Raw genomic sequence first — 23692 nt, 5'->3', positions numbered from 1 at the left:
GGATTGCATCGCCGGATCTCGTGCACGGCCGCCGGGCACCCACGAGCGACCAGCCGCGGTAGGCGCGTTACAGCGGATCCGCGAGGACCGCTGCCAACGGACTTGAGGTGCACGCCTGGTAACCCGGTCGGACGTGTGTGACGGCGCCTCCTTCCATCGAGGCGCCGTCCACTGTGTTGGTCACCCGCCGTCGATGCCGTTCTCGCAGACCTCGGTCAGCTCCTCCGCGGCCCGCTCGGCCGCCGCCGCATAGTGACGCAGCCACGATCGGACCCCATCGGGTGTACCCGTGGCGAAGGCGTTGGCGGAGCCGACGTACTCGGGCTCGCGGCTTCGGTGCCCGACATCCATCGCGAGCAGTCCCCGCGGGTCGAGCCCGCCGGCGATCAGGGTCAGCCGGGCCGCGGCCCGCGCCACGACCCCGTTGGGCCCGGCGAAGGCCTTCAGGGCCAGCAATTCCCCGTGCACCACGGCGGACTGCAACAGCACCGGGGCGCTCGTGCCACCGGCCACCAGCCCGGCCAGCGCATCCAGCCGGGGCACCACCTCGGGGTCCACCGGCCGGCCCAGCTCGTCCGGGCCCACGACATCCCGCGCGACCAGCGTGTGCAGCTTGGCGAGCACCTGCCGGGGCGCCCGCGTCCACGTGCCCGTCAGGCCGTCCAGGGCCGCCGTGGCGCGCAGGGCGCCGTGCACGACGGGGTCGGTGACCACCCCCGCGCGCACGCCCTCCAGATCGAAGCCGTGCGTGTCGAGCGCGGCGCTGGCGACCGAGGTGCGCAGCGCGATCTCCGCGGCGACCGGTCCGCCCGAGCGGCGCAGGGCACGGTGGCGCATGGCGGCGTCGACGGCCGCGCGGGCCCGTTCCAGGGCGGGCGCGACGTCGGCGAGGTCGAGCAGCGGTGCAAGGGGGTCGGATGGCACCCCCAGACGGTATCGTGCCATTACTGTGAACAAAGTTTAGAGAAGAGGCGCTTCTTTTTCGTCGTACCCCCGAACTAGCCTGCTTGCGAGAACCTGGACCACATCGAGGAGCCGTCACCGATGAGCGAGACCTTGGAAAACCTTCTCAACGAGACACGGCAGTTCCCCCCGCCTGCCGAGTTCGCCGCCGCCGCCAATCTCACCGAGGAGGCCTATGCCGAGGCCCGGGCGGACCGCCTCGCGTTCTGGGAGCAGCAGGCGCACCGGCTGAGCTGGGCCAAGGAGTGGGACCAGGTGCTCGACTGGTCCAACCCGCCGTTCGCGAAGTGGTTCGTGGGCGGGCAGCTCAACGTGGCCTACAACTGTCTCGACCGCCACATCGAGGCCGGCCGCGGCGACAAGGTCGCGATCCACTTCGAGGGCGAGCCGGGCGACACCCGCACGATCACCTACGCCGACCTGCACCGATCGGTCTGCCAGGCCGCCAACGCGCTGACCGACCTCGGCGTCGTCGCGGGCGACCGGGTGGCGATCTACCTGCCGATGATCCCGGAGGCGGCGGTCGCGATGCTGGCGTGCGCCCGCATCGGCGCGACGCACTCGGTGGTCTTCGGCGGCTTCTCGGCCGACGCGCTCAGCGGCCGCATCGACGACGCGAGCGCCAAGATCGTCATCACCGCCGACGGCGGCTTCCGCCGGGGCAAGCCCAGCGGGCTCAAGGCGATCGTCGACGAGGCCGTGCCCCGCACGCCGAGCATCGAGAAGGTGCTGGTGGTGCGGCGCACCGGCCAGGACGTCGAGTGGAACGCCGAGCGTGACCTGTGGTGGCACGAGGTCGTGGAGACCGCGTCCCCCGAGCACACCGCGCAGCCGTTCGACGCGGAGCACCCGCTGTTCATCCTCTACACGTCCGGCACCACGGCGAAGCCCAAGGGCATCCTGCACACCACGGGCGGCTACCTGACCCAGGCCAGCTTCACGCACCACGCCGTCTTCGACCTCAAGGCCGACCGCGACGTGTACTGGTGCACCGCCGACATCGGCTGGGTCACCGGCCACAGCTACATCGTCTACGGGCCGCTGTCCAACGGCGCCACCCAGGTCATGTATGAGGGCACGCCCGACACCCCGCACCGCGGGCGGTTCTGGGAGATCGTGCAGAAGTACAAGGTCACGCTCCTCTACACGGCGCCCACCGCGATCCGCACCTTCATGAAGTGGGGCGACGACATCCCGGCGGGCTTCGACCTGTCCTCGCTGCGGCTGCTGGGCTCGGTCGGCGAGCCGATCAACCCCGAGGCCTGGATGTGGTATCGGGAGCACATCGGCGGCGACCGCTGCCCCATCGTCGACACCTGGTGGCAGACCGAGACCGGCGCGATCATGATCTCCCCGCTGCCCGGCGTGACCGCGGCCAAGCCCGGCAGCGCCATGCGCCCGCTGCCCGGCATCACCGCCGACGTGGTCGACGACCAGGGCCAATCGGTGCCCAACGGCGGCGGCGGTTACCTGGTCCTCCGCGAGCCCTGGCCGTCGATGCTGCGCACCATCTGGGGCGACGACGAGCGGTTCAAGGAGACCTACTGGTCGCGCTTCGACGCCATGTATTTCGCCGGCGACGGCGCCAAGAAGGACGACGACGGCGACCTGTGGCTGCTCGGCCGGGTCGACGACGTCATGCTCGTCTCGGGCCACAACATCTCCACCACGGAGGTCGAGTCGGCCCTGGTCAGCCACCCGAAGGTGGCCGAGGCCGCGGTCGTGGGCGCCACCGACCCGACCACGGGCCAGGCGATCGTCGCCTTCACCATTCCGCGCGGCGGCGTCGACACCGACGGCGAGGCCGGCGAGGCCCTGATCCAGGAGCTGCGCAACCACGTCGCGAAGACCCTGGGCCCGATCGCCAAGCCGCGCCAGATCATGCTGGTCGCGGAGCTCCCGAAGACCCGCTCCGGCAAGATCATGCGCCGCCTGCTCCGCGACGTCGCCGAGAACCGCAGCCTGGGCGACGTCACCACGCTGCAGGACTCGACGGTCATGGACCTGATCGCCTCGGGCCTGCAGTCCGGCAAGTCCGAGGACTGACAGAGGCAACGCGGGGCCCCGGCCGCGGCTCGGGTCCCGCGTCCCGCTGGCGCGACGGCGCACAGAAAGGCGCCGCGAAGTGCGAAAGGGGGCGGCCCCCGGGACCGGGGCCGCCCCCTTGGTACGCGTAGGTGGAGCTACGCGTAGATCTTGACCGGCGTGTACGTCTGGCGCGGGAAGAGCTGGCCCACCTCGGCGTCCGTCAGGCCGAAGCGGCCCTGGGCCACGGAGCCGAACACCGAGAACATGTTGTTCATCTCCGGCAGGTCGCCGTTGGCCAGGGTGTCCAGGCCGTTCCAGGTGCCCAGGATCTTGCCGGCCAGCTTTTTGCCGGACAGGATGATCACGCCGCCGCCGTGGCCGTGGTCGGTGCCGCCGCCATTCTCGGCGACGCGGCGGCCGAACTCGCTGGAGACCATGATCGTCACGTTGGAGGCCAGGTCGGGGCCGAGGTCCTCGAAGAACCCGTCCAGACCCGAGGCTAGCTCGCCGAAGCGCCGGGCGACGTAGCCGCCGCGGGTGCCCTGGTTCTCGTGGGTGTCCCAGCCGCCCATGCCGACGGTGGCGATGCGCACGTTCGCGCCGCCCTTGATCAACTGGGCCAGCTCGCGGAACGCGTTGCCGACGCCGGTGTACTTGACGTTGTTGGCGGGGGTGTAGCCCTTCTGCGCCAGGTTGGTGGCGAGCGTGAGCGCGTCGATGCCGGCCCGGACCGGCGCCTCGATCGGGTGGTTGATCCCGGTGAAGAGGGTCTTGATGGCGTCCACAGTCGGCTGCCGGTACTTGCCGTCGCCGTTGACGTTCAACGAGGCCACGCTGTTGAGCGCGAGGGCGCCACCGCCACCGACCAGGGAGCGCGGCAGGGTCGAGCCGATGCCGATCGCCCGGAAGGCGGTGCCCGGGCCGAGCTTGTCGGCCAGGTTGGTCAGCCAGCCCATGCCGCCGGTCTCGGCCGGCAGGCCGCCAAGCTGGCAGATGTCCTGCGCCGCGAAGTGGCTGCGGTCGAGCCGCCGGTCGCTGACCGCGGGGATGAAGGCCAGCTGCCCCGCGTCCAGGTACTTCTGCAGCGGCGCGAACGACTCATTGAGCCCGAACCCGCGCTCGAGCGGGATGGAGTTGCCGGCCGGCAGCGTGAAGCTGGGCCGCACGCGGTTGAGGACGGGGTCGTCCATGGGGGCGAAGAGTGAGAGCGCGTCGGCCCCGCCGTAGAGGAACACGTGAATGAGGGTGCCGGTCGGGGTCGCCGCGAAGGACGCCTGCGTGGTCAGGAACTGGCTGGTCGCCAGCGCCGTCGTGGTGGCTGCCGCCCCGACGAAGAACCGGCGCCGGGTCACGCCCCGGCCGTCCTCCTGCTCGTCCTCCTGGCGCGCGAGGTCGAGGTACGAATCCCGGACGCTCTTCTGCTCCTCCCGCACCGCGACCGCCTCGGCCCGCAGCGCGGCCTCGAACCTGTTCGGACCGAGCCGCAGCAGGTCCGGGCACTGCGGGTGGAGCGACTTCTGCTTCCGCACTGGCTTCTCCATGGTGTGCCGCCTACCGCAGGTGGTGGTGGGGAGTGGCGAAGATCGCGCGCACGACCGCGGCGATCGCGCCGTTGAACGTCGCGTCCACGGGAGTGGTGGAGGTCGTCGTCGGGCTGACGATGTGCAGGATCGCGGTCCGGCGGTCGTTGTCGAGGGTGACGTTGATGAGCATCTTGGTGAGCGCGTCGAGGTAGGCGCCCGCGGTGCCGGGCGGGTTGGCGATGAGCGCCTCGGGCTTGGTCCACGTGAACTGGCGCCGGCCGCCGGTGATCGCGGTGTACGCGTCGTTCCACTGGTTGACCATGGTCCCGGCCGAGGTCCAGGCGACGTACACGTCCGGGTAGCCGTTCGGCGTCGGCAGCTCCATCGGCGCGTGCCCGAACTCCTCGAGCTTCCGCATGATCTCGCCGAGGCCCTGGACCATCGGGCTCACGTTCGTGTTGTTCGACGTGAAACCGGCCGGGGCCTCGGCGCCGATCTCCAGCGCGCGGTACGTGGCGGTGAGGTACTCGCCGGGGCGGCGCACCTTCTGGCCGACGGACTCCCAGAACTCGGTCCGGGAGAGCATCGTCATCAGTACCGCGGGAATGTTGCTCTTCTTGTCGATGTACGTCTTGGCCATGGCGTCGACGAGGGTCTTCGGCGGGACATCGGAGACGAACCGGGTCGCCAGGTTCTGCGCCATGTAGCGGGCGGTGTTCGGGTGCAGCGCGAGGTACCGGAAGTACGCCTCCTGCACCGCCTCGCCCGCGGCGGCGTCGCCGTTCGGGTGCGCGAAGCCCATGATCTTCACGGGGCCGACGTAGTGCTGCTCGGGCCGGTAGACGTACTGGTTGTCGCGGATGCTGCGGCCGGTCTGCAGCATCGCGGCCTGACGCACGTCGGTCTCGTTGTACCCGTTGAACGCCCCGACCGTGTAGAGCTCGAGGTTCTCCCGGGCCAGGTTCTCGTTGATCCGGTCCTTGGTCGAGCCCTGCTGGTCGAGGTAGCGCAGCAGCGCCGGGTGCCGGTTCGCGGCCACGAACATGTCGACGTAGTTGCCCAGCGCGTACTTGCGGATGACGTCGCGCTCGAACGCGGCGCGGATCAGCTCGTTGCCGTCGTGGAACGCGGCCACGTGCAGGTAGTCGCCGAAGAAGTCGACCATCATCTCGAAGATCTGGCGGTCGGAGAACAGCTGCTTGGCGATCGCGTACCGGACGTTCTGGTCGTCGGCGCGGATGCCCTTCTTGTCCAGGTCGTCGCGCTGCGCCTTGAGCTGCTCGTACGTCATGCTCCACGTGACGAGCTCGGCGTCGGCCTTCTGCTCGCCGCGAGTCAGCGGGATCGTCTCCGGCTTGAGTTGCCTGTCGATCCAGCCGTTGATGCCCAGCTTGTTGATATCGCTCATGACCTTGCCGTTCGGCCCGAACGTGAGCCGACTGGCCAGGTGCCGGACCGAGTCCTTCTTCGGCAGCACCGTGTTGGCCTTGACGACCGCGCTCCTGGCGGCGTCGGCGGGGGTGCCGAACGAGGAGCCCGTCGTCGGGGTGTTCTTGCGGATGCCCAGGCCGGCGTTGCCGTTCATGAGGCTCTGGTTCTGATCGACGTACGCCGGGACGGTGGTGTCCACGGCCCCGCTCACCGGCGCGTCGGGGCCGACCCCGCCGGGGTGCGCGCCCTTGTCGAAGAACTGGGTGACGGCGTACGCGCCGCCGCCGATCAGCGCGGCCGCGCCGCCGCCGAGGGCGACCATCGCGGCGCGGCGGCGCCAGGTCGACGGCTCGTCGTCGAAGCCGTCGTCCTCGTCGAGGTCGGGCAGGCCGCCGCGGCCGCGGGGCATCGCGCTCGGGTCGTAGAAGTGCGGACCGGAGCCGCCGCGGTCGGCCCGCATCGAGCTCCGGCCGCGCGGGTCGCCGTAGCCCCGGCGGTCGTATCGACCGATCTGGTCCTCGTACCCGGACTCGTAGTACGGGTCGGCGTACGGGTCGTGACGCTCGTTCATCTACAGGTCCCGATCAGCGATTTTGGGAGCGCGTGTCGTTAGCGGAAGGTAGTGGCTGCTCAGAAGCCGTTCAACCCATGCCTGAAGCACGCTGATCGGGACTTAAGACTCGGCCGGTGACCCAAGGTCACACCCGCCGGGAAACACGCTCATGGATCGCATCCGAGCTGCTGAAACGGGTGTGACAAGAGTTCGTTCCGGCAGGCATCAGCACAGGCACATTTAAGACTGTTTTGCAACTGTCATAGTGCCCGATTCAGGTAGTTTTGCCCACCCATAGGTCGTGGTACCCGCCCGCCGTGCACGGCGGCCCGGCGGCGATCGACATGCGCCGTTCGTCCAAATCCATCACGAGCGAGTAGAGCGACTCGGTCCGGTCCTCCTCGGCGGCCCCGGGCTCGTCGTGGCGGCAGATCGACTGCGGATGCCCGCCGTGGCCGCGCAGCACCGAACGCAGCGCCGGCTCGTCGATCGGCCCGGTGCCGAGAAGGCGCCGGGCTCGGGCGGAGCGGAAGAACGACGAGCCACCGAAGCCCTTGAGCGTGTCGAGGGCCGACAGCGCGGTCTCGAAGTGGTTCGCGTGCGTGAGCACGCCGTCGGCCGGATGCAGGAAGCCTACGTCGCCGGGGGCTACCTCGAGATCGATCACGTCGCCCGGGGTACCGCCGGGAAAGGCCTGACCCACGAGCAGGTTGATGCTCGCGCCGCGCGGCGGGGCGCAGACGGCCTTGATCGCGGCGCCGAGGTGCCGCGCCTCCAGCGCCGCACGCAGCAGCACATGGTAAGGCACCCCGCCGTCGCGGCGGTCACGGACCGTGCCGAGCATGTTCACGCAGACGCCCAGCCCCGCGTCGTTGAGCCCGGCCTTGGCGAGCATGCCGGCCTCGGTCAGGGCCAGGACCTCGCCGCCGCGCTCGTCGCGGGTGGCGAGCAGCAGCGCGTACGGCCGCTGGTCGGGGTGCCAGTCCCAGTTCTGCGCGAGCAGGGTGTGGCCGCTCACTGTGCGCTCGCCGAGCACGCCGATCGCGGTGCACTCGTGCGGCTCGGCGCTGTAGATGAGCTCGGTGCGACCGTTCAGCGCGTACACCTCGTCGACCGCCACGCCCGAGCCCTCGGCCACGCCGTCGAGCATCTCGGCGACCCGGGGCACATGGCGCCGCGAAGCCTCGCGAAACAGCGCACCGTAACCGCGTGCCCGCTTGGCGTCGATGCCGGCAGCGGCGAACCGGGCCATGTAGCTCGCCGCGTTGGCCGCGATGAGCTCGGCGGCAGCAGCACCGTACGCGACACCACACTCACGCGGCGTGCCGGACACATCGACCAGGGGTAGCGGCGGCTGCATGCGAGAACGCTAACCGCTCGCCGCGCGGCTTTTCGACCGGATTAGCGCCTGTTTTATAACTGGGGCGGATCTGGACTCGCCACAGCCCGCCTCAGCTATGAAACAGGTCTTAGCCCTACGCTGAGCAGCATGAAGCCCACGGTTGACGACACGTGCGTCATGATCGACGGGCCGTGGTCGCACCGCTTCGTCAGCGCCAACGGCACGCGCTTCCACGTGGTGGAGGCGGGCACCGGGCCACTGGTGCTGTTCCTGCACGGCTTTCCCGAGTTCTGGTACGCCTGGCACAACCAGCTACCAGCGGTGACCGACGCCGGCTTCCGCGTGGTCGCCGTGGACCTGCGCGGCTACGGCGCGAGCGACAAGCCACCGCGCGGTTACGACGGGTACACGATGGCCGGCGACGTCGCCGGGCTGATCCGCGCCCTCGGCGAGCGCAGCGCGATCCTGGTCGGCGCCGGCTACGGCGGCATGATCGCCTGGGCGACCGCCGCGTTTCACCCGAAGATGGTCCGGCGGCTGGTCGTGCTGGGTGCCGCGCACCCGCTGCGGCTGCGCGCCGGCCTGGCCACCGATCCGCGAGGTCAGCTGGCGGCGGCCAAGCCGGTCCTGCGCTTCCAGGTGCCACGCTTCGAACACGTCCTGACCAAGCACGACGCGGCGCTGGTCGGCGAGTACCTGCGCCGCTGGGGCGCCCCCGACTGGGTCGCGCGCGAGGGCTACCGCGACTACGAAGCGTCCTGCCGCAAGGCGATGCAGATCCCGCAGGCGGCGTTCTCCGCGCTGGAGACCTACCGGTGGGGCGTGCGGTCGGCGCTGCGCCTGCAGGGGTACCGCTTCGTGAAGCTCCTGCAACAGCCCGTGACCGCACCGACGCTGCAGTTGCACGGGGCTCTGGATCCGGCGGTGCTGCCGCGCACGGCGCAGGGCTCCGGGCGATACGTGCTGGCCGAGTACGAATGGCGGCTGGTGTCGAACGCGGCCCACTTCCCGCACCTCGAGCAGCCCGAGCTGGTCAATGGCGAGATCATCCGATGGGCCAAGGCCGGTTGAGACTCATGGCCGGGTTCGCGGTGCCCGGAGCCGTCACACGCGGTACTCGCGCAGCTCGCTGACCTCGGCACGCGGGGCCCAGCCCTGGTACACGCCGTAGTCGAACTCCTCGAGCCCCAGCTCGGCGGCGACCGGCGCGCGGCCGCCCGTGTACTCGACCCGGAGCCAGCCGTCGTGCTCGCCCAGCACGATGAACGGCTGGGCGCGCCAGAAGCAGGTGGTACGCACGTACACGAGGTCGTCCACCTCGTTGCGGGACACGATGCGGCGGTACCGGCCGGGGCGCACCTCCTCGAACCCGTCGCTCGCGTCCGGGCGATAGAGCCGGACGTCGTCGCCGTCGGGGCTGGCCTCGTACTCGGCGCCGCGCCAGCGCGCCGCGTAACCGTCGCGGATCACGACCAGCCGGCCTTCCGCCACGCCGGGCCGTCGGCGTCGAGCCGGGCGATGAGCTCCTCCCGCCCGTCCCGGCGCAGGCGCCACAGCTCAGCGTCGTGCGGCAGCCGCGCGCTGTCGACCTTGAACTCCGCGATCACGTCACCGGTCTCGCTCGGGGCGAAGCCGTTGCCACGGAACGGTGGCCGCTCGATGACCCAGCCCTCCATCGCGCGCATCGCGTCGTGCGACGACCCGCCGTACGGAATGCGGTACAGGTCGCCACGGTAGGCGATCCAGCGCAGCACGTAGGCCTCGTCGGCGTCGGACTTGAACGAGGACCCCGCGTAACCGAGCCCGAGCGCGTTGTACAACTGCTCGGGCGTCCGCAGGTGCCCGACCTCGCCGGCGCGGTGCACGAACCCGGAGACCCGGTCGTAGTTGCGCTCGAGGTAGTGCGAGAGCTGCTCGGGCGAGATCGGCTTCTGCATGACCTGCTCGCGCCCGGAGCCCGGCGGCTCGTACGCGGGACGCGGGGCGGCCTGCGGCGCCGGCTTGGACGGCTCCGGGGCGGGCTGCTCGTCGGGGTCGTCGACGCCGAGCCCGAGCTCGGTCGCCCACGTCGCGAGCTGCACGACCTCGGTGCCGGGCAGCACGGCTCCGGCCGACGACTCCGGGTTGATCGCGAACGCCAACTGGTCGCCGGGCGGCCAGTGCCGGATGAGCCGGGTGAACTTGATCCAGCTGCCCTGCGCATCGGCGCCGAGCCGCTCCGTCATGCGCTCCTGCGACGTGAAGACGACGAGGTGCGGCAGGCCGTTCATGTGCTCGGTGCGCCAGTTCGCCGGGTCGACGGGCCCGTCCCCGGTCCAGAACGGGATCAGGACCTTGGCCAGCAGCAGCGTCGAGAGGAACCGGTCGGTACTGTTGGCCTGCACCGCATCGAACAGGTCCCGCTCCACCGTGTTCGCCGGACGGAAGTCCGAGTCGGCTGGCTTCGGCCGTGGTCGCGGCGGCGGCACGACCTCGGCGTCGACGATCTCCTCGCGCAGCCGGACCTGCGCGTCCTCGACGATCTCGGGCTCGTATACCGGCTCGTGCGTCGGCTCGCGGACCGGATCGACGTGATAGGTGGTCGGCTCGGCCCGCTCCGCCTCGTACGTCCACGAGAACTCGGCCTCACCGCCGCTGGCGCCCGGCTCGGGGTCCGCGCTCTCGACCTGAGGGTCGGCGAAGTCCTGCGCCGCGGCCTGCTGGAAGTCGGGTCGCTCGGCGGCGCCCTCCTCGAAGAACGACCGCAGCTCGGGCGACGGACCAGCCTCCGGCTGCGCCGCCTCGCGAGCCGCCTTGGGCAGGAAGAACGACCCGGTGCTCTCCTTGTCCGCCTCGCTCGCCCACGACTCGCCGGCTCCGCTCTCGGCAGCGGACCCCTCGCTCGCCCACGATTCGCTGCTGGACGTCTCACTCGCCCGCGCCCCGTTCGCCCACGAGTCGCCGGCAAACGCCTCGCTGGCGGAGCCCTCATCGGCGCGCGTCTCGCCTGCCCACGGCTCCCCGGCCCGTGCCTCGCCGGCCCACGGCTCGCTCGATCGTGCCTCGCCGGCCCACGGCTCGCTCGACGGCGAATCGGTGGTCCACGGCTCGCTCGCCTGCGGCTCGGTGGTCCACGGCTCGCTCGCCTGCGGCTCGGCGGGACGCGCCTCGCTCGACGGCGACTCGGTGGGCTGCGACGCGTCCGGCCGCGGATCGTCCAGCCTGCTCTCCGCCAACGACTCGACGCCCGACGCGAACGACGGCTGGGCCAGGTCGTGCGGATCAGGGTCGGAGCGCAGGTCGGCAAGGGCAGCGTACGGATCCCGGATCGGCGGGTCGTCCGGCCGCGAGTCGGCGAACGCGTTGAACGGCCGCGGCTCCGGCTCGTCGTCGAAGAACGGCCGCTGTTCGTCCTGCCGCGGCGCCTCGCTCTGGTCCCCGACGAACGACCGCGGCTCGTCGGTCTCACCCCCGAAGAACGACCGCGACGGCTCGGCCCGATCCTGGAAGAAGGACGACTGTACCCCGGCCCGCCCGCTGAACAGCGACGACGACGCCTCGGTCGAAGGTCCTGACCGCTGCTCCTGCCACGGCTCGGCTCCCGCGCCCGGCCAGGGCTCCCCGCTCGGCTCCTGACGCGCCTCACTCTCCGCGCCAGTCCAGGCCTGCGACGCCGACTCGGGCCTCGACTCCTGAGGCGCCTCAGCCGTCGCGGCCGCCCACGAAGGCTCCTCACGCGCCTCACTCGTCGCCGCCGCCCACGAAGGCTCCTCACGCGCCTCAGCCGTCGCCGCCGCCGCCCACGAAGGCTCCTCACGCGCCTCACTCGTCACGGCCATCCACGACGGCGGCGAGGGCTCCTCACGCGACTCGAACCCGGCCGTCCAAGACGGTGACGGGGATTCCTCGCGCGACTCGAAAGCGGCGGGTCGGGACGTCCCCACGTCGGGCTCGTCGGCGAAGAACGGATGGTCGTCGAGATGCGCCCGCCCGAACCCGGCGCTGCGCGCCCCGGCGGTGACCTCGCCGAACGCCGCCGGATCAGGACCGGCTGCGGCGACGGGCGCGGCGTCGGCCCCGGGATGCTCGAAGCCGGGCCGGTCGAAGCCGGGTCCGTCGAACACTGGTCGATCGAACGGCAGCGGGCCCGCCGGGCTCACGGGCGCGGACGTGGCCGGAGCGGGCGGGGGCTCGGCCGCGCGCCAGGCCTGTGGCCCGTTGTCCGCGCCGCCGGACCTCTCGTCACCGCTGAGGTCGGGCTGTGCGGGGCGTACGTCGGCGGAGCCGGCCCACCCGGACCTGGTCGGCTGGGCGCTCTCGCCGAACGCGGGCCGCTCGTCGGCGGCCGGCCGCGACTCGCCCGGCCGGAAAACACCGGGATCGACCAGATTGGGCCGCGACGCCAGTGTGCCGCCGGGGCGGTAAGGGTCGTCGTCACCGGGATGGTACGAAACCGGCTCACCCGACACGGGCCGCGACGGCAGCACCTCCCCGGACCGGTAGGTCGACGGTTGACCGGAGACGGGCCGCGACTCGCCCGCACGGTACGGGTCCTCGAAACCGGGGCGCTGCGGCAACGACTCGCCGGGGCGGTACGAAACCGGCTCACCCGACACGGGCCGCGACGGCAACGGCCCCCCGGACCGGAACGCGGCCGGCGGCTCCGGCTCGGTGCGGCCGGGCTGCGGCTGGCGGGTCGGCAGCGGCGGGCCCGACGGCTGCGGCAGGTCCGGCGGCGGCTGCCAGGCGGCCGGAATGACCGGCTCAGCGTGCTCGGTGAAGATCTCGCCGAGGCTGTGCGCGGGCTCGCGGCGCGGCCAGTACCGACTCGGGTCACCCCCGGCGTCCCCGCCCGCCTCGCCCCCGACCGGCCGCGACGTCAGGCCGGACTCGCCCCCGACCGGCCGCGACGGAAGACCCGGCTCGCCTGCGCCGATGGGACGGGACGGGAGATCGCCACCAACGGGGCGCCTCGGCAGCCCGGATTCGCCTCCAAAGGGTCGCGCCGGCAGTCCCGGATCACCGCCGCCGACCGGGCGAGCCGGCAGGCCGGATTCGCCTCCTATCGGTCGTGCCGGAAGTCCCGGATCCCCGCCGACCGGGCGAGTCGGCAGGCCGGACGAGGAGACGCCGTTCTGCGGCCGGGTGGGCAGGTCGGTGCGCGCCGACGGGCCGCGATCGAGGCCGGTGAACAGGTCGCGCTCGCCCGGTGCGTCCATCCGGTCGGACTCGTCGAACATCCCGCGGGAGGCGGCGCCGGGGAAGGAGGCCCGGCCCCGCGCGGCGCCCGTGCCCGAGGTCGGCGCCGGTGACGTGGGCGCGCCGTTCTCGGCCGGCGGCGGAACTGCGGGCGCGCCGCCGGCGAACGACCCCGGCGGCGGTGACGCGAACGCGGAGCGCTCGAAGTAAATGGGGCGATCCGCCCGGGTCGGTAGAAATGCCCCGGGAGGCGCCACGTCGGGCGGGGGCACCTCGCGCCGGGGCGGAACGGACGAAGGCGGCGCGGATGTAGGGGCGGCAAAGGACGACGGCCTGGGCGGGGCGCTCGACACCGGCGCGGCGGGTGGTCCCGAGGCCGGTCCACCTTGTCCCGCCAGCCCGTTCTGCCCAATTTGCCCGGCCTGGTCGGCCTTCATCCGCTGGCGCTCGATCGACGAGGGAGCGGGCTGGTTCGGCATGGATCGCAGCGGTACCTGCGCGACCGCCCGAGTGCGCGAGCCGGCCTGCTCCATGCGGGCGCGCGCGCCCAGCGTGCGGCCCGGAAGGCGCACGTCGCCGCGGCTGATCTGGGTCACGAACCACGACGGCAGGTAGCCCTCGATCGGCAGCCCGGGATTGACCGCCAGCCACCACTCGACGTTGGGCCAGATGACGGCGAGATCACGGAACGGCACCCGTCGGTGCGTGCCGGGGTGGCCCGCCAGGCACTCGTGCAGCGCGGACGGCGAGGTGAAGGCGAGCACGTGCGTGCGGCCCTCGGTGGTCCACGTGCCCCAGCCGCTCTCGCCGGAGGCCGAGTTGTCGGGCGCGATCGGCAGCAGGACGTCCGCCCGTGCCAGGATGCGGAAGTATTGCTCCTGGTCGTTTGCGCGCAGCGCATCACGCATGGCGACCTCGGCCTCGGTGGCCGGCTCCCACTCGCTCAACGGCCACCCCCTCTTCGGGCTCGGAAACCGCCGCGTCGCCGAAACCTAACCTATATAGCCACGGCAATTCGAGGGGTGCGACGCGGGCAAGCGCTCCGGCCAGCATAGCGATCGAAGCCGCGCCGCTCACAGCGCTGTCTCATTCGCGGCACCCATACGGGTTCGGTTCCGGCGGGGCAACCCATCGATGGCGGAGTGCCTAGCATGGTGCGCATGCCGCGGAGGTACGCGATGTCCGGTTTGGCACTTTTGCTGAGCCTTGCGGAATGTCTTGCCGCGGATCCCGCTGTCGCCCGGGCGCCGGCCGCGTGCCCGGGCCAGGTCCGCCGGCCCGCCCCGGCGCCGTCCGGGACCCCATGGACCCAGCTGCGGTACGACCAGACACGCCTCAACGCCCTCGCCGACGGCCGCGGCATCGTCGTGGCGGTGATCGACTCGGGCGTGGACGCCCGCAACGCCCAGCTCCAGGGCGCCGTGCAGGCCGGCCCGGACCAGCTCGACGGCGGCAGCTCGGTGCTCGACTGCGTCGGCCACGGCACCGGCGTGGCCGGCATCATCGCCGCCCGCCCGGTCGCCGGTTCCCCGTTCCACGGCCTGGCCCCGGCCGCGACGATCCTGGCCCTGCGGGTCAGCGAGCTGATCGAGGGCGAGGACGGCGGCGCGACCGGCCGCCCCGGCACCCCCGCCGGCCTGGCCGGCGCGATCCGCGACGCCGTCGCCCGGCACGCTCAGGTGATCAACCTCTCCCTGGTCTCCCACCGCGACGACGCCGCCGTCCGCGATGCCGTCAGGTTTGCCCTGGACAACGACGTGGTCGTGGTTGCCGCCGCGGGCAACGGCGCCGAGCAGGGCAACAAGGCCCCGTACCCGGCCGCCTACGACGGCGTCATCGGCGTGGGCGCGGTCACACCCGATGGCCGACGGCTGCCGACCTCGCAGACCGGCCCGTACGTCGACCTCGTCGCCCCGGGCTCGCAAATTGTGACAACCGCGACACCCGACGGCTGGACGACCATGGACGGCACCAGCTTCGCCACCCCGTTCGTAGCGGCGACCGCGGCGCTGCTGCGCCAGTATCGCCCCGAGCTGACCGCCGCCCAGGTCTCCGCCCAGCTGAAGGCCACCGCCGACGGCGGCCGTGCGGGCCCCGGCTACGGCGCCGGTCTGCTCAATCCTTACCGCGCCCTGACCGAACGCCTGGGCGCCTCCCCGAAGCCGGCCGCTCAGCCCCTGGCCCAGACCGCACGGAACCCGAACGCCGCCCACGAGTCCGAGGCCAGCCGCCGGACGATCCTCCTGGCCCTGACCGGCCTGGGCACCGCCCTGGTCGCGTTCCTCATCGCGGCCGTCCTCCCCCGCGGCCGCCGCCGCGGCTGGCGCCCGGGTGTGCGCGAACTCCCACCAGCCACGGCCCGCGACCCCGACCCGGCCACCCCGGCCTTCGGCGGCCCATAACGAGGCAGCGCCCGCCCCGCGTGAACGGAGAAGGGCGCCGCCGGGGCTACCGATCGCGACGGCTCAGCGGCCTCCGCCGGGAAACAGGTGGGTGTTGCGCAGCTCGGTCTCGCGGTAACGCTGCACCGAGTCCTCGACGCCGGCCTTGATGTCGCGCAGCATCTGGGCCAGGTCGGCGCCGGCGCGCTCCCAGTTGGCCTGGCGCAGCGAATACGCGTCCCTGGCATCGCCCTGCCAGCCGGCCGTGAGGCGCCTCCCAAGCTGGGACACCTCGTCGAGGCGGGCGTGCAGCGTGTTGAGTGCGGACTGGATGGAGTGGCCCGCGTGCTCCAGGGCGCCGAAGTCGACTATCAGCGTGTCGTCCATGTGAGATGCCTCCAGGGTCAGCCGAGCGCGGACAGGTCGACACGGCCGGCGCGGTGCATGGTGCTCGCCGCCTCGGTGTCGGTTGAGCCGTAGTTCTGCCCCGCCGTGCGGAGCCCTTCCGCCGTGTCCCGGAGATTCCGGTTGAGCACATCCTGATCGTTCTTGAACGCGGCCTTGACCGCCTCGAACGACCGGCCGCCGGCGCCCTGCCAGCCCCCGCGCGTCACCTCCAACTCCCGCATCAGCGTGTTGAGCATGCTCTGCAGTTCCCCGTTGACCTGCTCGAAGCGCTGGGCAGCCGAATTGAGCTCGGCTTGTTGGGCCTGTGTCGTCTGGGCCACCGGCGATCACCCCCGTTTTTCTCGTTAGTGGACGTTTGGCATGGCCTCGCCGACGGTATCGGCAACCGGCGATGCGCTACCACCCCCGATCGCGCGCTGTGGATAACTTCCGGCATTTCGCCTTTATGATGTGCGGCATGGCGGAGGGCCGGTCGTTCATCAAGTGGGCCGGCGGCAAGACGCGCTATGCGGCGCAGCTGGTGGCGGCCGCACCCGCGTTCACCGGGCGGTACTGGGAGCCGTTCATGGGCAGCGCGGCCGTCTTCTTCGAGCTCAGGCCGGCCAAGGCGGTGCTGTCCGACGCCAACCCGGAGCTCGTCGCGTGCTTCCAGGCGGTCGCCGCCGACCCGGAGGCGGTGATGGGGCACCTGGACGCCATGCCGAACACGCCGGAGCGGTTCGAGCTGGTCAGGCGGCAGGACCCGGCCCGGCTCGACACGGTCGAACGCGCGGCCAGAGTCATCTACCTCAACAAGACCGCGTTCCGGGGCCTGTGGCGGGTCAACCGTCACGGCGGGTTCAACGTGCCGTACGGGGCTTACGACAGGCCGTACTATCGCCGCGAAACCCTGCTCGAGGCCTCTCGCGCACTCGCCGGAGTCGACGTGCGGCTCTGCGACTTCGCGGTCACCCTGCGCGAGGCGGCGGCCGGCGACTGGGTGTTCCTCGACCCGCCCTACCTGCCCGAGGGCGGGTTCGCCGACTTCAAGCGGTACACCGCGGGCCAGTTCCGCGACGCCGACCACGAGCGGCTCGCGGCCGAGATGCGCGACGCGTCGGACCGAGGAGTGCTGCTGACGATGACCAACAGCGACACCGACGCCACGCGACGCATCTATGCCGGGTTTCGTGCCACGCGCATGGCGACCCGGCGCGACATCAACCTGCGCGCCGCCGCCCGGGCGAGCTTCGACCTGGTCCTCACCAACTACTGAGCCCGCTACTGGGCCGGTTGCGCGGCGACGGCCGGGTCGAGCGCCGGGCCGGCAGGCAGCAGCGCGACCACCTGGCTCGGCACGTCGACGGGCTGCTGACCCGCGTACCCGAGCGCGCCCAGCACATCCGGCACCGTCACGGCATGCCGCCGGCCGAGATCGGTGACCAGCATGAACACGCCCGTTTCGGTCCGCACCAGGGCACCCGATCCGGGCGGTACCACGATCCGGTCCGCCAGCACCGCGCCCTCCGCCGTCGCCGAGGCGGTCCTGAGCGCGTGGGACAGATCCGGCGGGGTGGCGCCGACCGTGATGGCATCCGCGGTACACACCTCGTGGGGCTGCGTGTCGAGCAGCTCCGGCGGCGCGGCGGGAAGCGCGCCGTCTCCGCCGCGATCCGGCGCGAACGGCTTGACCTGCTTGCCCCGCACCAGCGCGGAGAACTCGGCCGGGCTCAGCGTCATCAGCTTGCCGTCGCCCTGCACGCTCCGCGTCTCCGGGGCCGCGAGCAGCAGCGCGGCCTGCAACGGCGTGACCGAGGCGAGGCCGTCGGCGGTGACCAGGAACGCGTCGGTGCGGTCGCCGGACGTCACGCCGTACACCTGACCGACCTTGCCGGCCGGGACGGTCCTGCCGCGGTCGGGCACCGCCGGCGTGACGAGGTCGGCGCCGGACGGCATGGCGTGCAGCAGCGCCTGGGCCACCGCGACCTGCGGCCGCGCTGACCAGACCAGGGCGGGCAGCGCGGCGCCCGGCTCGCGGATGAGGTGCTTGTGGCCGTGCCACACGAGGTATGTCTGCCCGCCCGGATCGTTCACCAGCAGGCCTTTTTCTCCCAGGGGTGTACCGCCGGAAGGCCCCCCGCCCACGAAGAGCACCGACTCGTCGGCGGTCGAGCAGACCGTCCACGCCCCGTCGCGCAGACCACTCGCGACGGGCAGCGAGGCGGGCGCGCCCGGGATGCCGAGCGTCTCGCCGCGGGGCGCGCCGGCCAGCGCACCACGCGACACGACGACGGTCGGCGCGCCGGCGGCATTGAGGATGAGCAGCGCCGACGCCTGATTGAGAACGGGATGGAGCACCTCGTCGCGGTACACGTACAGCGCGCCCGACTCCCGCTCGACGATGATCGCCTTGTCGTTGCGCCACTTGCCGGAACCTCCCGGGCGCAGTGTCGCGAACGCCGCCGCCCCGCCCACGCCCAGCGCCGCGAGCAGCACGCCGACCAGCGTCGCGCCCGCGACCCGGCGAAACGGCGGCTGAGCGGGGTCGGTGTCCCGTGCCACCAGAGCCGACACCACCCGCTGGACCATGAACTGGTACGAATGCAGCTGGTCCTGCCGCGACGCCATCGGCCCCCCAAAAACTGTCGTACCGGCGCCCTACGATAAGCCCGTCACTGACATCGGCGGGGGGCGATATGTCGACACAAACGCGAATAGTCCTCGTTCAGGCGGCGAGCGCGCTCGTGATCGTGGCCTGGGCGGCCGGCCCGGCCTGGGCGTTCGTCGCGCTGCCGTGCGGCCTGGCCGCCCTGATCCTGGCCGTCGCGCGCCTCCGGCACCGCCCGCTGTCCTCGTGGGTCAGCGACGGCATCCGCTTCCTCGGCCGGCGCCACACGCTGCCCGCGGACGCCGGCGGCGCGGGCCTGCTCGCCCTGGTCCGCCCCGGCGCGGCGACCTCGTCCATCGACGTCGACGGCGCTGACGTCGGCGTGCTCGAGGACACCGACGGCCTGGCCGCGATCGTGCGCGTCGGCGACCTGTCCGGCCTGCTGGGCACCGCCCTGCCGCCGCTGCCACCGCTCAGCGTGCTCCTGCCGACGCCCGCGCGGGACGTGCCGGAGGTGCGCGTCCAGCTCCTCGTCAGCACCGTCACCGCCCCGGCCCCGTCGGCGACACCGTCCGCGGCCTCCTATCGGCAGCTCACCGACGGCCGGGTGCTCGCACAGCAGCGGGTGCTCGTGGCGGTGCGGGTGCGCCGGGCCGGCGGATATCGACGCGCGGATCTGGAGAAGTCGCTCGTGGTTGGCGTGCGCCGCGTGTGCCGCCTCCTCGCCAAGGCCGGCCTGCCGGCGCTGCCGCTGTCGGCGACCTCGGCGCTCGCCGCGGTGACCGAGGCCGCACAGCACGACCCAGCCCATCCGGTGCGAGAGACGTGGACCGGCCTGCGTGTCGGCGGCCTGCACCACGCGGTGTTCCGGCTGAGCCGCTGGCCCGAGCATGGCCCGCTGATGAGCCGGCTGCTGACCTTGCCGACCTCGATGACCACGCTCTCGCTCGCCGTTCAGTCCCCGGACCTCGACCCGGCGGGAAGGCAGGCGAGCGGCCCGCCGAATGGGCAGGCAGCGGCCCCAGCGGGTGCGCCGGGAGCGGGTCCGTTCGGAGGACAGGCAGGCGGCCTGCCGGGTGCATTCGTGGGCAGCCTGGCGGGCGGGGAGGCGGTGCGGGCCGAGCTCGTCATACGCCTCGCCGCGCCTGACGCGGCAACCCTCGCCCAGGCGACGACGGCCCTGCACCAGCTCGCCGCGAGCCTCGACGCGAAGATCGCCCGGCTCGACGGCACGCAGCTCGACGGCCTGGCCGCCACGCTCCCGCTGGGCGCCGGCGCGACGGGCGACGACGCCGTGCTCGCCGGCCTGGTCACCGGACGCGCCGGCCTGGCCCTCGGCGGCGGCCGCCCGGCGAGGGTCACCGCCCCGCGCCTGTCCGACATCGAGCCGGTCGTCGGCGGCGAGGGCGTCGTGCTCGGCGTCAACCGCCGCGGCGAGCCGGTGGTGATCCGCCTGTTCCGCCCGGAGCCCACCCGCGCCGCCCTCATCGGCGGCCTGCACTGCGCCCAACTCGTGGTCCTGCGCGCCCTGGCCACGGGTGCGCGGGTCGTGGTCGAGTCGGCGCGGCCGCACGCGTGGGAGTCGTTCCAGCGCGCCGTGGGCACCGCCGAGGCGCTGGTGGTCCTGTCCCCGGGTCGCCTGGCCGAGCCGCCGGCGGCCACCGCGACCAGCCCCCAGCTGCTGGTGCTCGACGTGGGCCCGGTCTCCGGCCGCGCGGTCCGGATCCCGGAGAGCGCCTGGCGCACCATGCTGTTCCTGCGTGACGACCTCACGACGGCCGACACCGACCTGCTGACCCGCGCCGACCTGGCTCTGCTCCAACCGCTGACCCCGCACGAGGCCGCCCTGGCCGGCAACGCCCTCGGCCTGGGCGACTCCCAAGCCTGGCTGACAAAGATCTCCCCCGAAATGCTCGGCGTCGTCGTCAACCGCCAAACCGTCCGCTGGACCCGACTGTCAACAACCCCGATCGAGCACCAACTGACCGGCGGCCCCGCCCGCTGAACCCCCGCTGGCTGCCCGCCCGGCGGTCCCACCTCGCTGAGCGCTGGCCGGTGGCTGGTGGCGTGGCCGGTGGCCTCTTTCTTGCCGCCGCACCGGCAGACGGTCGGCTAGGGGCCCGTTTCATGACTGGGGTGGGAGCGAGGCGGAGTCCAGATTTCGTCTGGCCGACGGAAGCGCGGATGCCCTCGGCGCGGGCGACGTCGGCGAGCGGGCCGCTGCCCTGGTGGTGGTTCGGCGCCGAATTTGACGGCTTGGCGGCGGGCGCGGTCGGTGAGTTGAGCGCTGGGCGCGGTCGGTGAGTTGAGCGCCGGGCGCGGTCGGTGAGTTGGGCGCCGGGCGCGGTCGGTGAGTTGGGCGCCGGGCCCGCGGGAGCGGGGCTACCGGTGTTGTAACCGGGCTTCCGCCGGACGCCGTCAGGCGGAATCTGGGCCCGCCGCAGCCCCGCCTCAGTCATGAAACAGGGCACTAGCGGTGCGTGAGCATGGTGGGGCGCTCCGTGAAGGTCGCGGTCACGTCGGCCGCGGCGGGGAACGATCGGGGGAGGTGCGGGTGGGCAATCGGTGGAAGAAGAGGTGATAGCGGGGTGTTCCGGACTGGCGCGGGCATGGCACGATCACCCGCATGGGAATCGTCATCCGGCTCGCGGTGAGTGCGTTCACGGTCTGGCTGGCCACGCTGGTGATCTCGGGGATCTCCGTCGAGGGTGACACCGGGCGCAAGGTGCTCACGCTGGTCGCGGTCGCGGCGATCTTCGGGGTCGTCAACGCCGTGTTGCGGCCGATTATCAAGACGATCGGGTGCTGGGCGTACATGCTGACCCTGGGGCTCGTGTCACTCGTCGTCAACGGGGCATTGCTGCTGCTGACCAGCAAGATCGCCGAGGCGCTCAACCTCTCGTTCCGCGTTGACAAGTTCTGGCCGACCGCCGTGCTCGGGGCGCTGTTCATCGGCGTGGTCAGCTGGCTCCTCAACTTCCTGGTCCCGGACCGTGGGGACAGGGATCGCAAGCGGAACGACCGCCGGCAGGTGGCGCCGCCTCAGCAGTACGGCAGGGACCGCTACCGCGACTACAACCGGTGACAAACTCCATTGCGTGAGGGGTGGGCGGCCGCACGCCCCTTACGTTGTAACGCCTACGGTGTAGGGCGTGGACCCGCTGCGCCGTGGTTATCTCTCCGCGTTCTCCGCCAACCTCCTCTGGGGCCTCTTCCCGCTGTACTTCCATGCCCTGCGCTCCGCCGGCGCCGTCGAGGTGCTCGCGCACCGCGTCGTGTGGTCGTTTGCCTGCATGGCGGTGCTGCTCGCGGTGGTCCGGCGCTGGCGCGAGGTCGGCGCGGTGCTCCGCAACGGGCGTCTGGTCGCGGGCCTCTGCGTCGCCGCGGTGTTCATCGCCGTGAACTGGGGCGTCTACATCTTCGCGGTGAACACGGACCGAGTCGTCGATGCCTCCCTCGGGTACTTCATCAATCCCCTCTTCGTCATCCTGCTCGGCGTCCTCGTCCTGCGCGAGCGGCTCCGGCCCGCGCAGTGGGTCGCGCTCGGCGTCGGGACGGTCGCGGTGCTGATCCTGAGCGTCGACTACGGCCAGCTGCCGTGGATCGCGCTGACCCTGGCTGCCACATTCGGCTGCTACGGGCTGGTCAAGAAGCGGCTCGGGCTGCCGGCGACCGAGGGGCTGTTCCTGGAGTCGGGCGTGCTCACGCTGCCGGCGATCGGGTATCTGGCGTGGCTGACCGCGCACCATCAGTCGACGTTCGGCACGGTGTCGACGGCGCACTCGATCATGCTCGTGGGCAGCGGCCTGCTCACCGCGGTACCGCTGCTGCTGTTCGCCGTGGCCGCCAACCGGGTGCCGTTGTCCGGGCTCGGCATCATGCAGTACCTGACGCCGACGCTCCAGCTGCTCCTCGGCGTCGTGGTGTTCAGCGAGCCGCTCCCGCCCGTACGGCTCGCGGGGTTCGCGATCGTGTGGTGCGCGCTGGCGATCTTCACGTGGGACGCGTTCCGGGCGGCGCGCCGGAGCCGGGTCGAGCGCGCCGCCCAGGACATCGAGGTGACCGAGCCGTCACCGCGGCGGGACACCGCCACGGCCGCGGGGCCGGTCTGAGCCGGCGGGCCTACTCGGCGAGCACGGCCGCCAGGTGGTGTGCAGTGGCGAGCAGGCGGGTGCGCACGACCTTGGCCGAGGACATCAGCTCGGCCGGCGGCAGCCCGCAGGCCAGCACGACCCGGCGGTCCGGGTCGCGGTCGTTGACGACCATGACGGCGGCGCAGGCCAGGCCATGACGGAACTGGCCGATCTCGATCTGCATGCCCCGCCGGTCACCGGCGGCCAGGTCGGAGTCCAGCGCCTCCGGCGACGTGAGGGTGGCCGAGGTGTAGGCGCGCATGCCGTACTCCTTGAGGAACCGCCACCGCTGGTCGGCGCTCATCGTGGCGAGCAGCGCCTTGCCCAGCGCGGTGGCGTGCGCGGCCTCGTCGTAGCCGGGCACCAAGTCGTCGAGCGGCGGCGTGCGCGGGCCCTCGGCCATCGCGGTCACCGCGACCCGGCCGGCGACGAACCGGCCCAGAAGGTGGGTGTACCCGGTCTCGGCGGCGGCTCGGCGCAGCCGGTCGATGACGGCGCTCGGCCCCCGGAAGGCCAGCACGAGCTCGCGGTAGCGGTCGGCAATCTCCAGCCCGACCACGTAGGTGCCGTTCTCTCGGCGGATCACGTAACCCTCGTAGGCCAGCGTCCGGACCAGGTGATAGGTGGTGGCTACGGTGAAGTCGCATCGTCTCGCGATCTGCTTCACCGTCAGGCCACGCGGCGATTGACCGACCGCTTCCAGCACTCGTAAGGCCCTCGAAACGCTTCGAATGAGATCCGAGGGTTCGGCTTGTGGATCCCGCACCGCCGCCCTCCCCAGCCGCAGCAGTAACCGAATCACACCATATGAAATCGGAGAGGGTGGAGGGAACAACCTGATCAGTTATGGCGCGAGGTGGGGGGATTGCGGCCGTCCGCACATAGCGATGAATACACCATTCTGGACATCGGGATCGTGAGCGACCCGATGCGACACACCAATGAAGATGGGTAGCGTCCCGGTGCTGATCTTCATTGCCTGAGTAAGTAATCGAGTCATCATTGAGTACTTGGGACCGAACTGTGTATACCCCGCTCCGGCCCGTCATCACCTCGTAGCGACTTGTCGTCGGCCCGGGTACCACGCCAGATGGCATTGAGCAACGTGTGCTCTGGCAGCAAAAATCCGCGCATGACGTACGAATGCATGAAAAATCCGACCGAC

At 71.9% G+C, this 23692-nt stretch carries 16 protein-coding genes and 1 pseudogene; 7 read left to right on the top strand and 10 right to left on the bottom strand.

Translation table 11 applies throughout. The features are described from left to right. Positions 1 to 180: 180 nt before the first annotated feature. Positions 181 to 924 (bottom strand): Fic family protein, encoded by a 744-nt coding sequence (locus ABT297_RS08610; RefSeq protein ID WP_350546286.1) that lies wholly within the window; start codon positions 922 to 924, stop codon positions 181 to 183. Positions 925 to 1044: 120 nt separating this feature from the next. Here ABT297_RS08610 and acs point away from each other — a divergent pair, with 120 nt between their 5' ends. Then, positions 1045 to 3009, top strand: coding sequence for an acetate--CoA ligase (gene acs / locus ABT297_RS08605; RefSeq protein WP_350546284.1), 1965 nt, complete (start codon positions 1045 to 1047; stop codon positions 3007 to 3009). 137 nt (positions 3010 to 3146) lie between these two features. On the opposite strand, the gene ABT297_RS08600 is transcribed toward acs, so the two are convergent. The 3 genes from ABT297_RS08600 to ABT297_RS08590 all read right to left on the bottom strand — a co-directional run bounded on the left by ABT297_RS08600 (position 3147) and on the right by ABT297_RS08590 (position 7858). Then, positions 3147 to 4520, bottom strand: a complete 1374-nt coding sequence (locus ABT297_RS08600) for a DUF1501 domain-containing protein (protein ID WP_350546283.1) — start codon at positions 4518 to 4520, stop codon at positions 3147 to 3149. A gap of 22 nt (positions 4521 to 4542) precedes the next feature. Next, positions 4543 to 6516, bottom strand: a complete 1974-nt coding sequence (locus ABT297_RS08595; RefSeq protein ID WP_350546281.1) for a DUF1800 domain-containing protein — start codon at positions 6514 to 6516, stop codon at positions 4543 to 4545. Positions 6517 to 6772: 256 nt separating this feature from the next. Continuing rightward, complete coding sequence (locus tag ABT297_RS08590; RefSeq protein ID WP_350546279.1) at positions 6773 to 7858, bottom strand: C45 family autoproteolytic acyltransferase/hydrolase; 1086 nt, start codon at positions 7856 to 7858, stop codon at positions 6773 to 6775. Positions 7859 to 7987: 129 nt separating this feature from the next. Between ABT297_RS08590 and ABT297_RS08585 the strand changes: the two genes are divergently transcribed. After that, a complete protein-coding gene (locus tag ABT297_RS08585) occupies positions 7988 to 8911 on the top strand; it encodes an alpha/beta fold hydrolase (RefSeq protein ID WP_350546277.1) in 924 nt (307 codons plus the stop codon). A 33-nt stretch (positions 8912 to 8944) separates the two neighbouring features. Here ABT297_RS08585 and ABT297_RS08580 read toward each other — a convergent pair whose 3' ends face one another. Both ABT297_RS08580 and ABT297_RS43120 read right to left on the bottom strand, forming a co-directional pair. Then, complete coding sequence (locus ABT297_RS08580) at positions 8945 to 9310, bottom strand: UCP033725 family protein (RefSeq protein WP_350546412.1); 366 nt, start codon at positions 9308 to 9310, stop codon at positions 8945 to 8947. Further along, complete coding sequence (locus ABT297_RS43120) at positions 9307 to 13965, bottom strand: SseB family protein (RefSeq protein ID WP_502885534.1); 4659 nt, start codon at positions 13963 to 13965, stop codon at positions 9307 to 9309. Before ABT297_RS43120 ends, ABT297_RS08580 begins: the two co-directional genes overlap by 4 nt. Before the next feature lie 204 nt (positions 13966 to 14169). On the opposite strand from ABT297_RS43120, the gene mycP reads away from it, so the two are divergent. Then, positions 14170 to 15420 carry a type VII secretion-associated serine protease mycosin gene (gene mycP, locus ABT297_RS08570; RefSeq protein WP_502885533.1) on the top strand — a complete coding sequence of 417 codons (1251 nt, stop codon included), beginning with the start codon at positions 14170 to 14172 and terminating at the stop codon, positions 15418 to 15420. Positions 15421 to 15483: 63 nt separating this feature from the next. On the opposite strand, the gene ABT297_RS08565 is transcribed toward mycP, so the two are convergent. Then, on the bottom strand, positions 15484 to 15786 hold the full coding sequence (locus tag ABT297_RS08565; protein WP_350546273.1) for a WXG100 family type VII secretion target: 303 nt from the start codon (positions 15784 to 15786) through the stop codon (positions 15484 to 15486). A gap of 17 nt (positions 15787 to 15803) precedes the next feature. Then, complete coding sequence (locus ABT297_RS08560; protein ID WP_350546271.1) at positions 15804 to 16127, bottom strand: WXG100 family type VII secretion target; 324 nt, start codon at positions 16125 to 16127, stop codon at positions 15804 to 15806. A 137-nt stretch (positions 16128 to 16264) separates the two neighbouring features. Here ABT297_RS08560 and ABT297_RS08555 point away from each other — a divergent pair, with 137 nt between their 5' ends. Continuing rightward, positions 16265 to 17062 carry a DNA adenine methylase gene (locus ABT297_RS08555; protein ID WP_350546269.1) on the top strand — a complete coding sequence of 266 codons (798 nt, stop codon included), beginning with the start codon at positions 16265 to 16267 and terminating at the stop codon, positions 17060 to 17062. Between the two features lie 5 nt (positions 17063 to 17067). On the opposite strand, the gene eccB is transcribed toward ABT297_RS08555, so the two are convergent. After that, the gene (gene eccB / locus ABT297_RS08550) at positions 17068 to 18414 is read right to left on the bottom strand and encodes a type VII secretion protein EccB (protein ID WP_350546267.1); all 1347 of its coding nucleotides are present in this window, start codon (positions 18412 to 18414) and stop codon (positions 17068 to 17070) included. A 68-nt stretch (positions 18415 to 18482) separates the two neighbouring features. Between eccB and ABT297_RS08545 the strand changes: the two genes are divergently transcribed. The 3 genes and pseudogenes from ABT297_RS08545 (at position 18483) to rarD (ending at position 22506) form a co-directional block, all read left to right on the top strand. Then, positions 18483 to 20399, top strand: coding sequence for a type VII secretion protein EccE (locus ABT297_RS08545; protein WP_350546265.1), 1917 nt, complete (start codon positions 18483 to 18485; stop codon positions 20397 to 20399). 621 nt (positions 20400 to 21020) lie between these two features. Continuing rightward, positions 21021 to 21401: pseudogene (locus ABT297_RS08540) on the top strand (phage holin family protein); the annotation flags it as partial. Positions 21402 to 21546: 145 nt separating this feature from the next. After that, a complete protein-coding gene (gene rarD / locus ABT297_RS08535; protein ID WP_350546263.1) occupies positions 21547 to 22506 on the top strand; it encodes an EamA family transporter RarD in 960 nt (319 codons plus the stop codon). Positions 22507 to 22516: 10 nt separating this feature from the next. Here the strand turns inward: rarD and ABT297_RS08530 are convergent, their stop codons facing one another. Beyond that, positions 22517 to 23293, bottom strand: a complete 777-nt coding sequence (locus ABT297_RS08530) for an IclR family transcriptional regulator (protein ID WP_350546261.1) — start codon at positions 23291 to 23293, stop codon at positions 22517 to 22519. Between the last annotated feature and the right edge of the window lie 399 nt (positions 23294 to 23692).

Source organism: Dactylosporangium sp. NPDC000555 (genome assembly GCF_040300025.1).
In the GTDB taxonomy this organism is placed as follows: domain Bacteria; phylum Actinomycetota; class Actinomycetes; order Mycobacteriales; family Micromonosporaceae; genus Dactylosporangium.
Note: the sequence above shows the minus strand (reverse complement) of the source record. Positions and strands in the feature narration are given on the sequence as shown.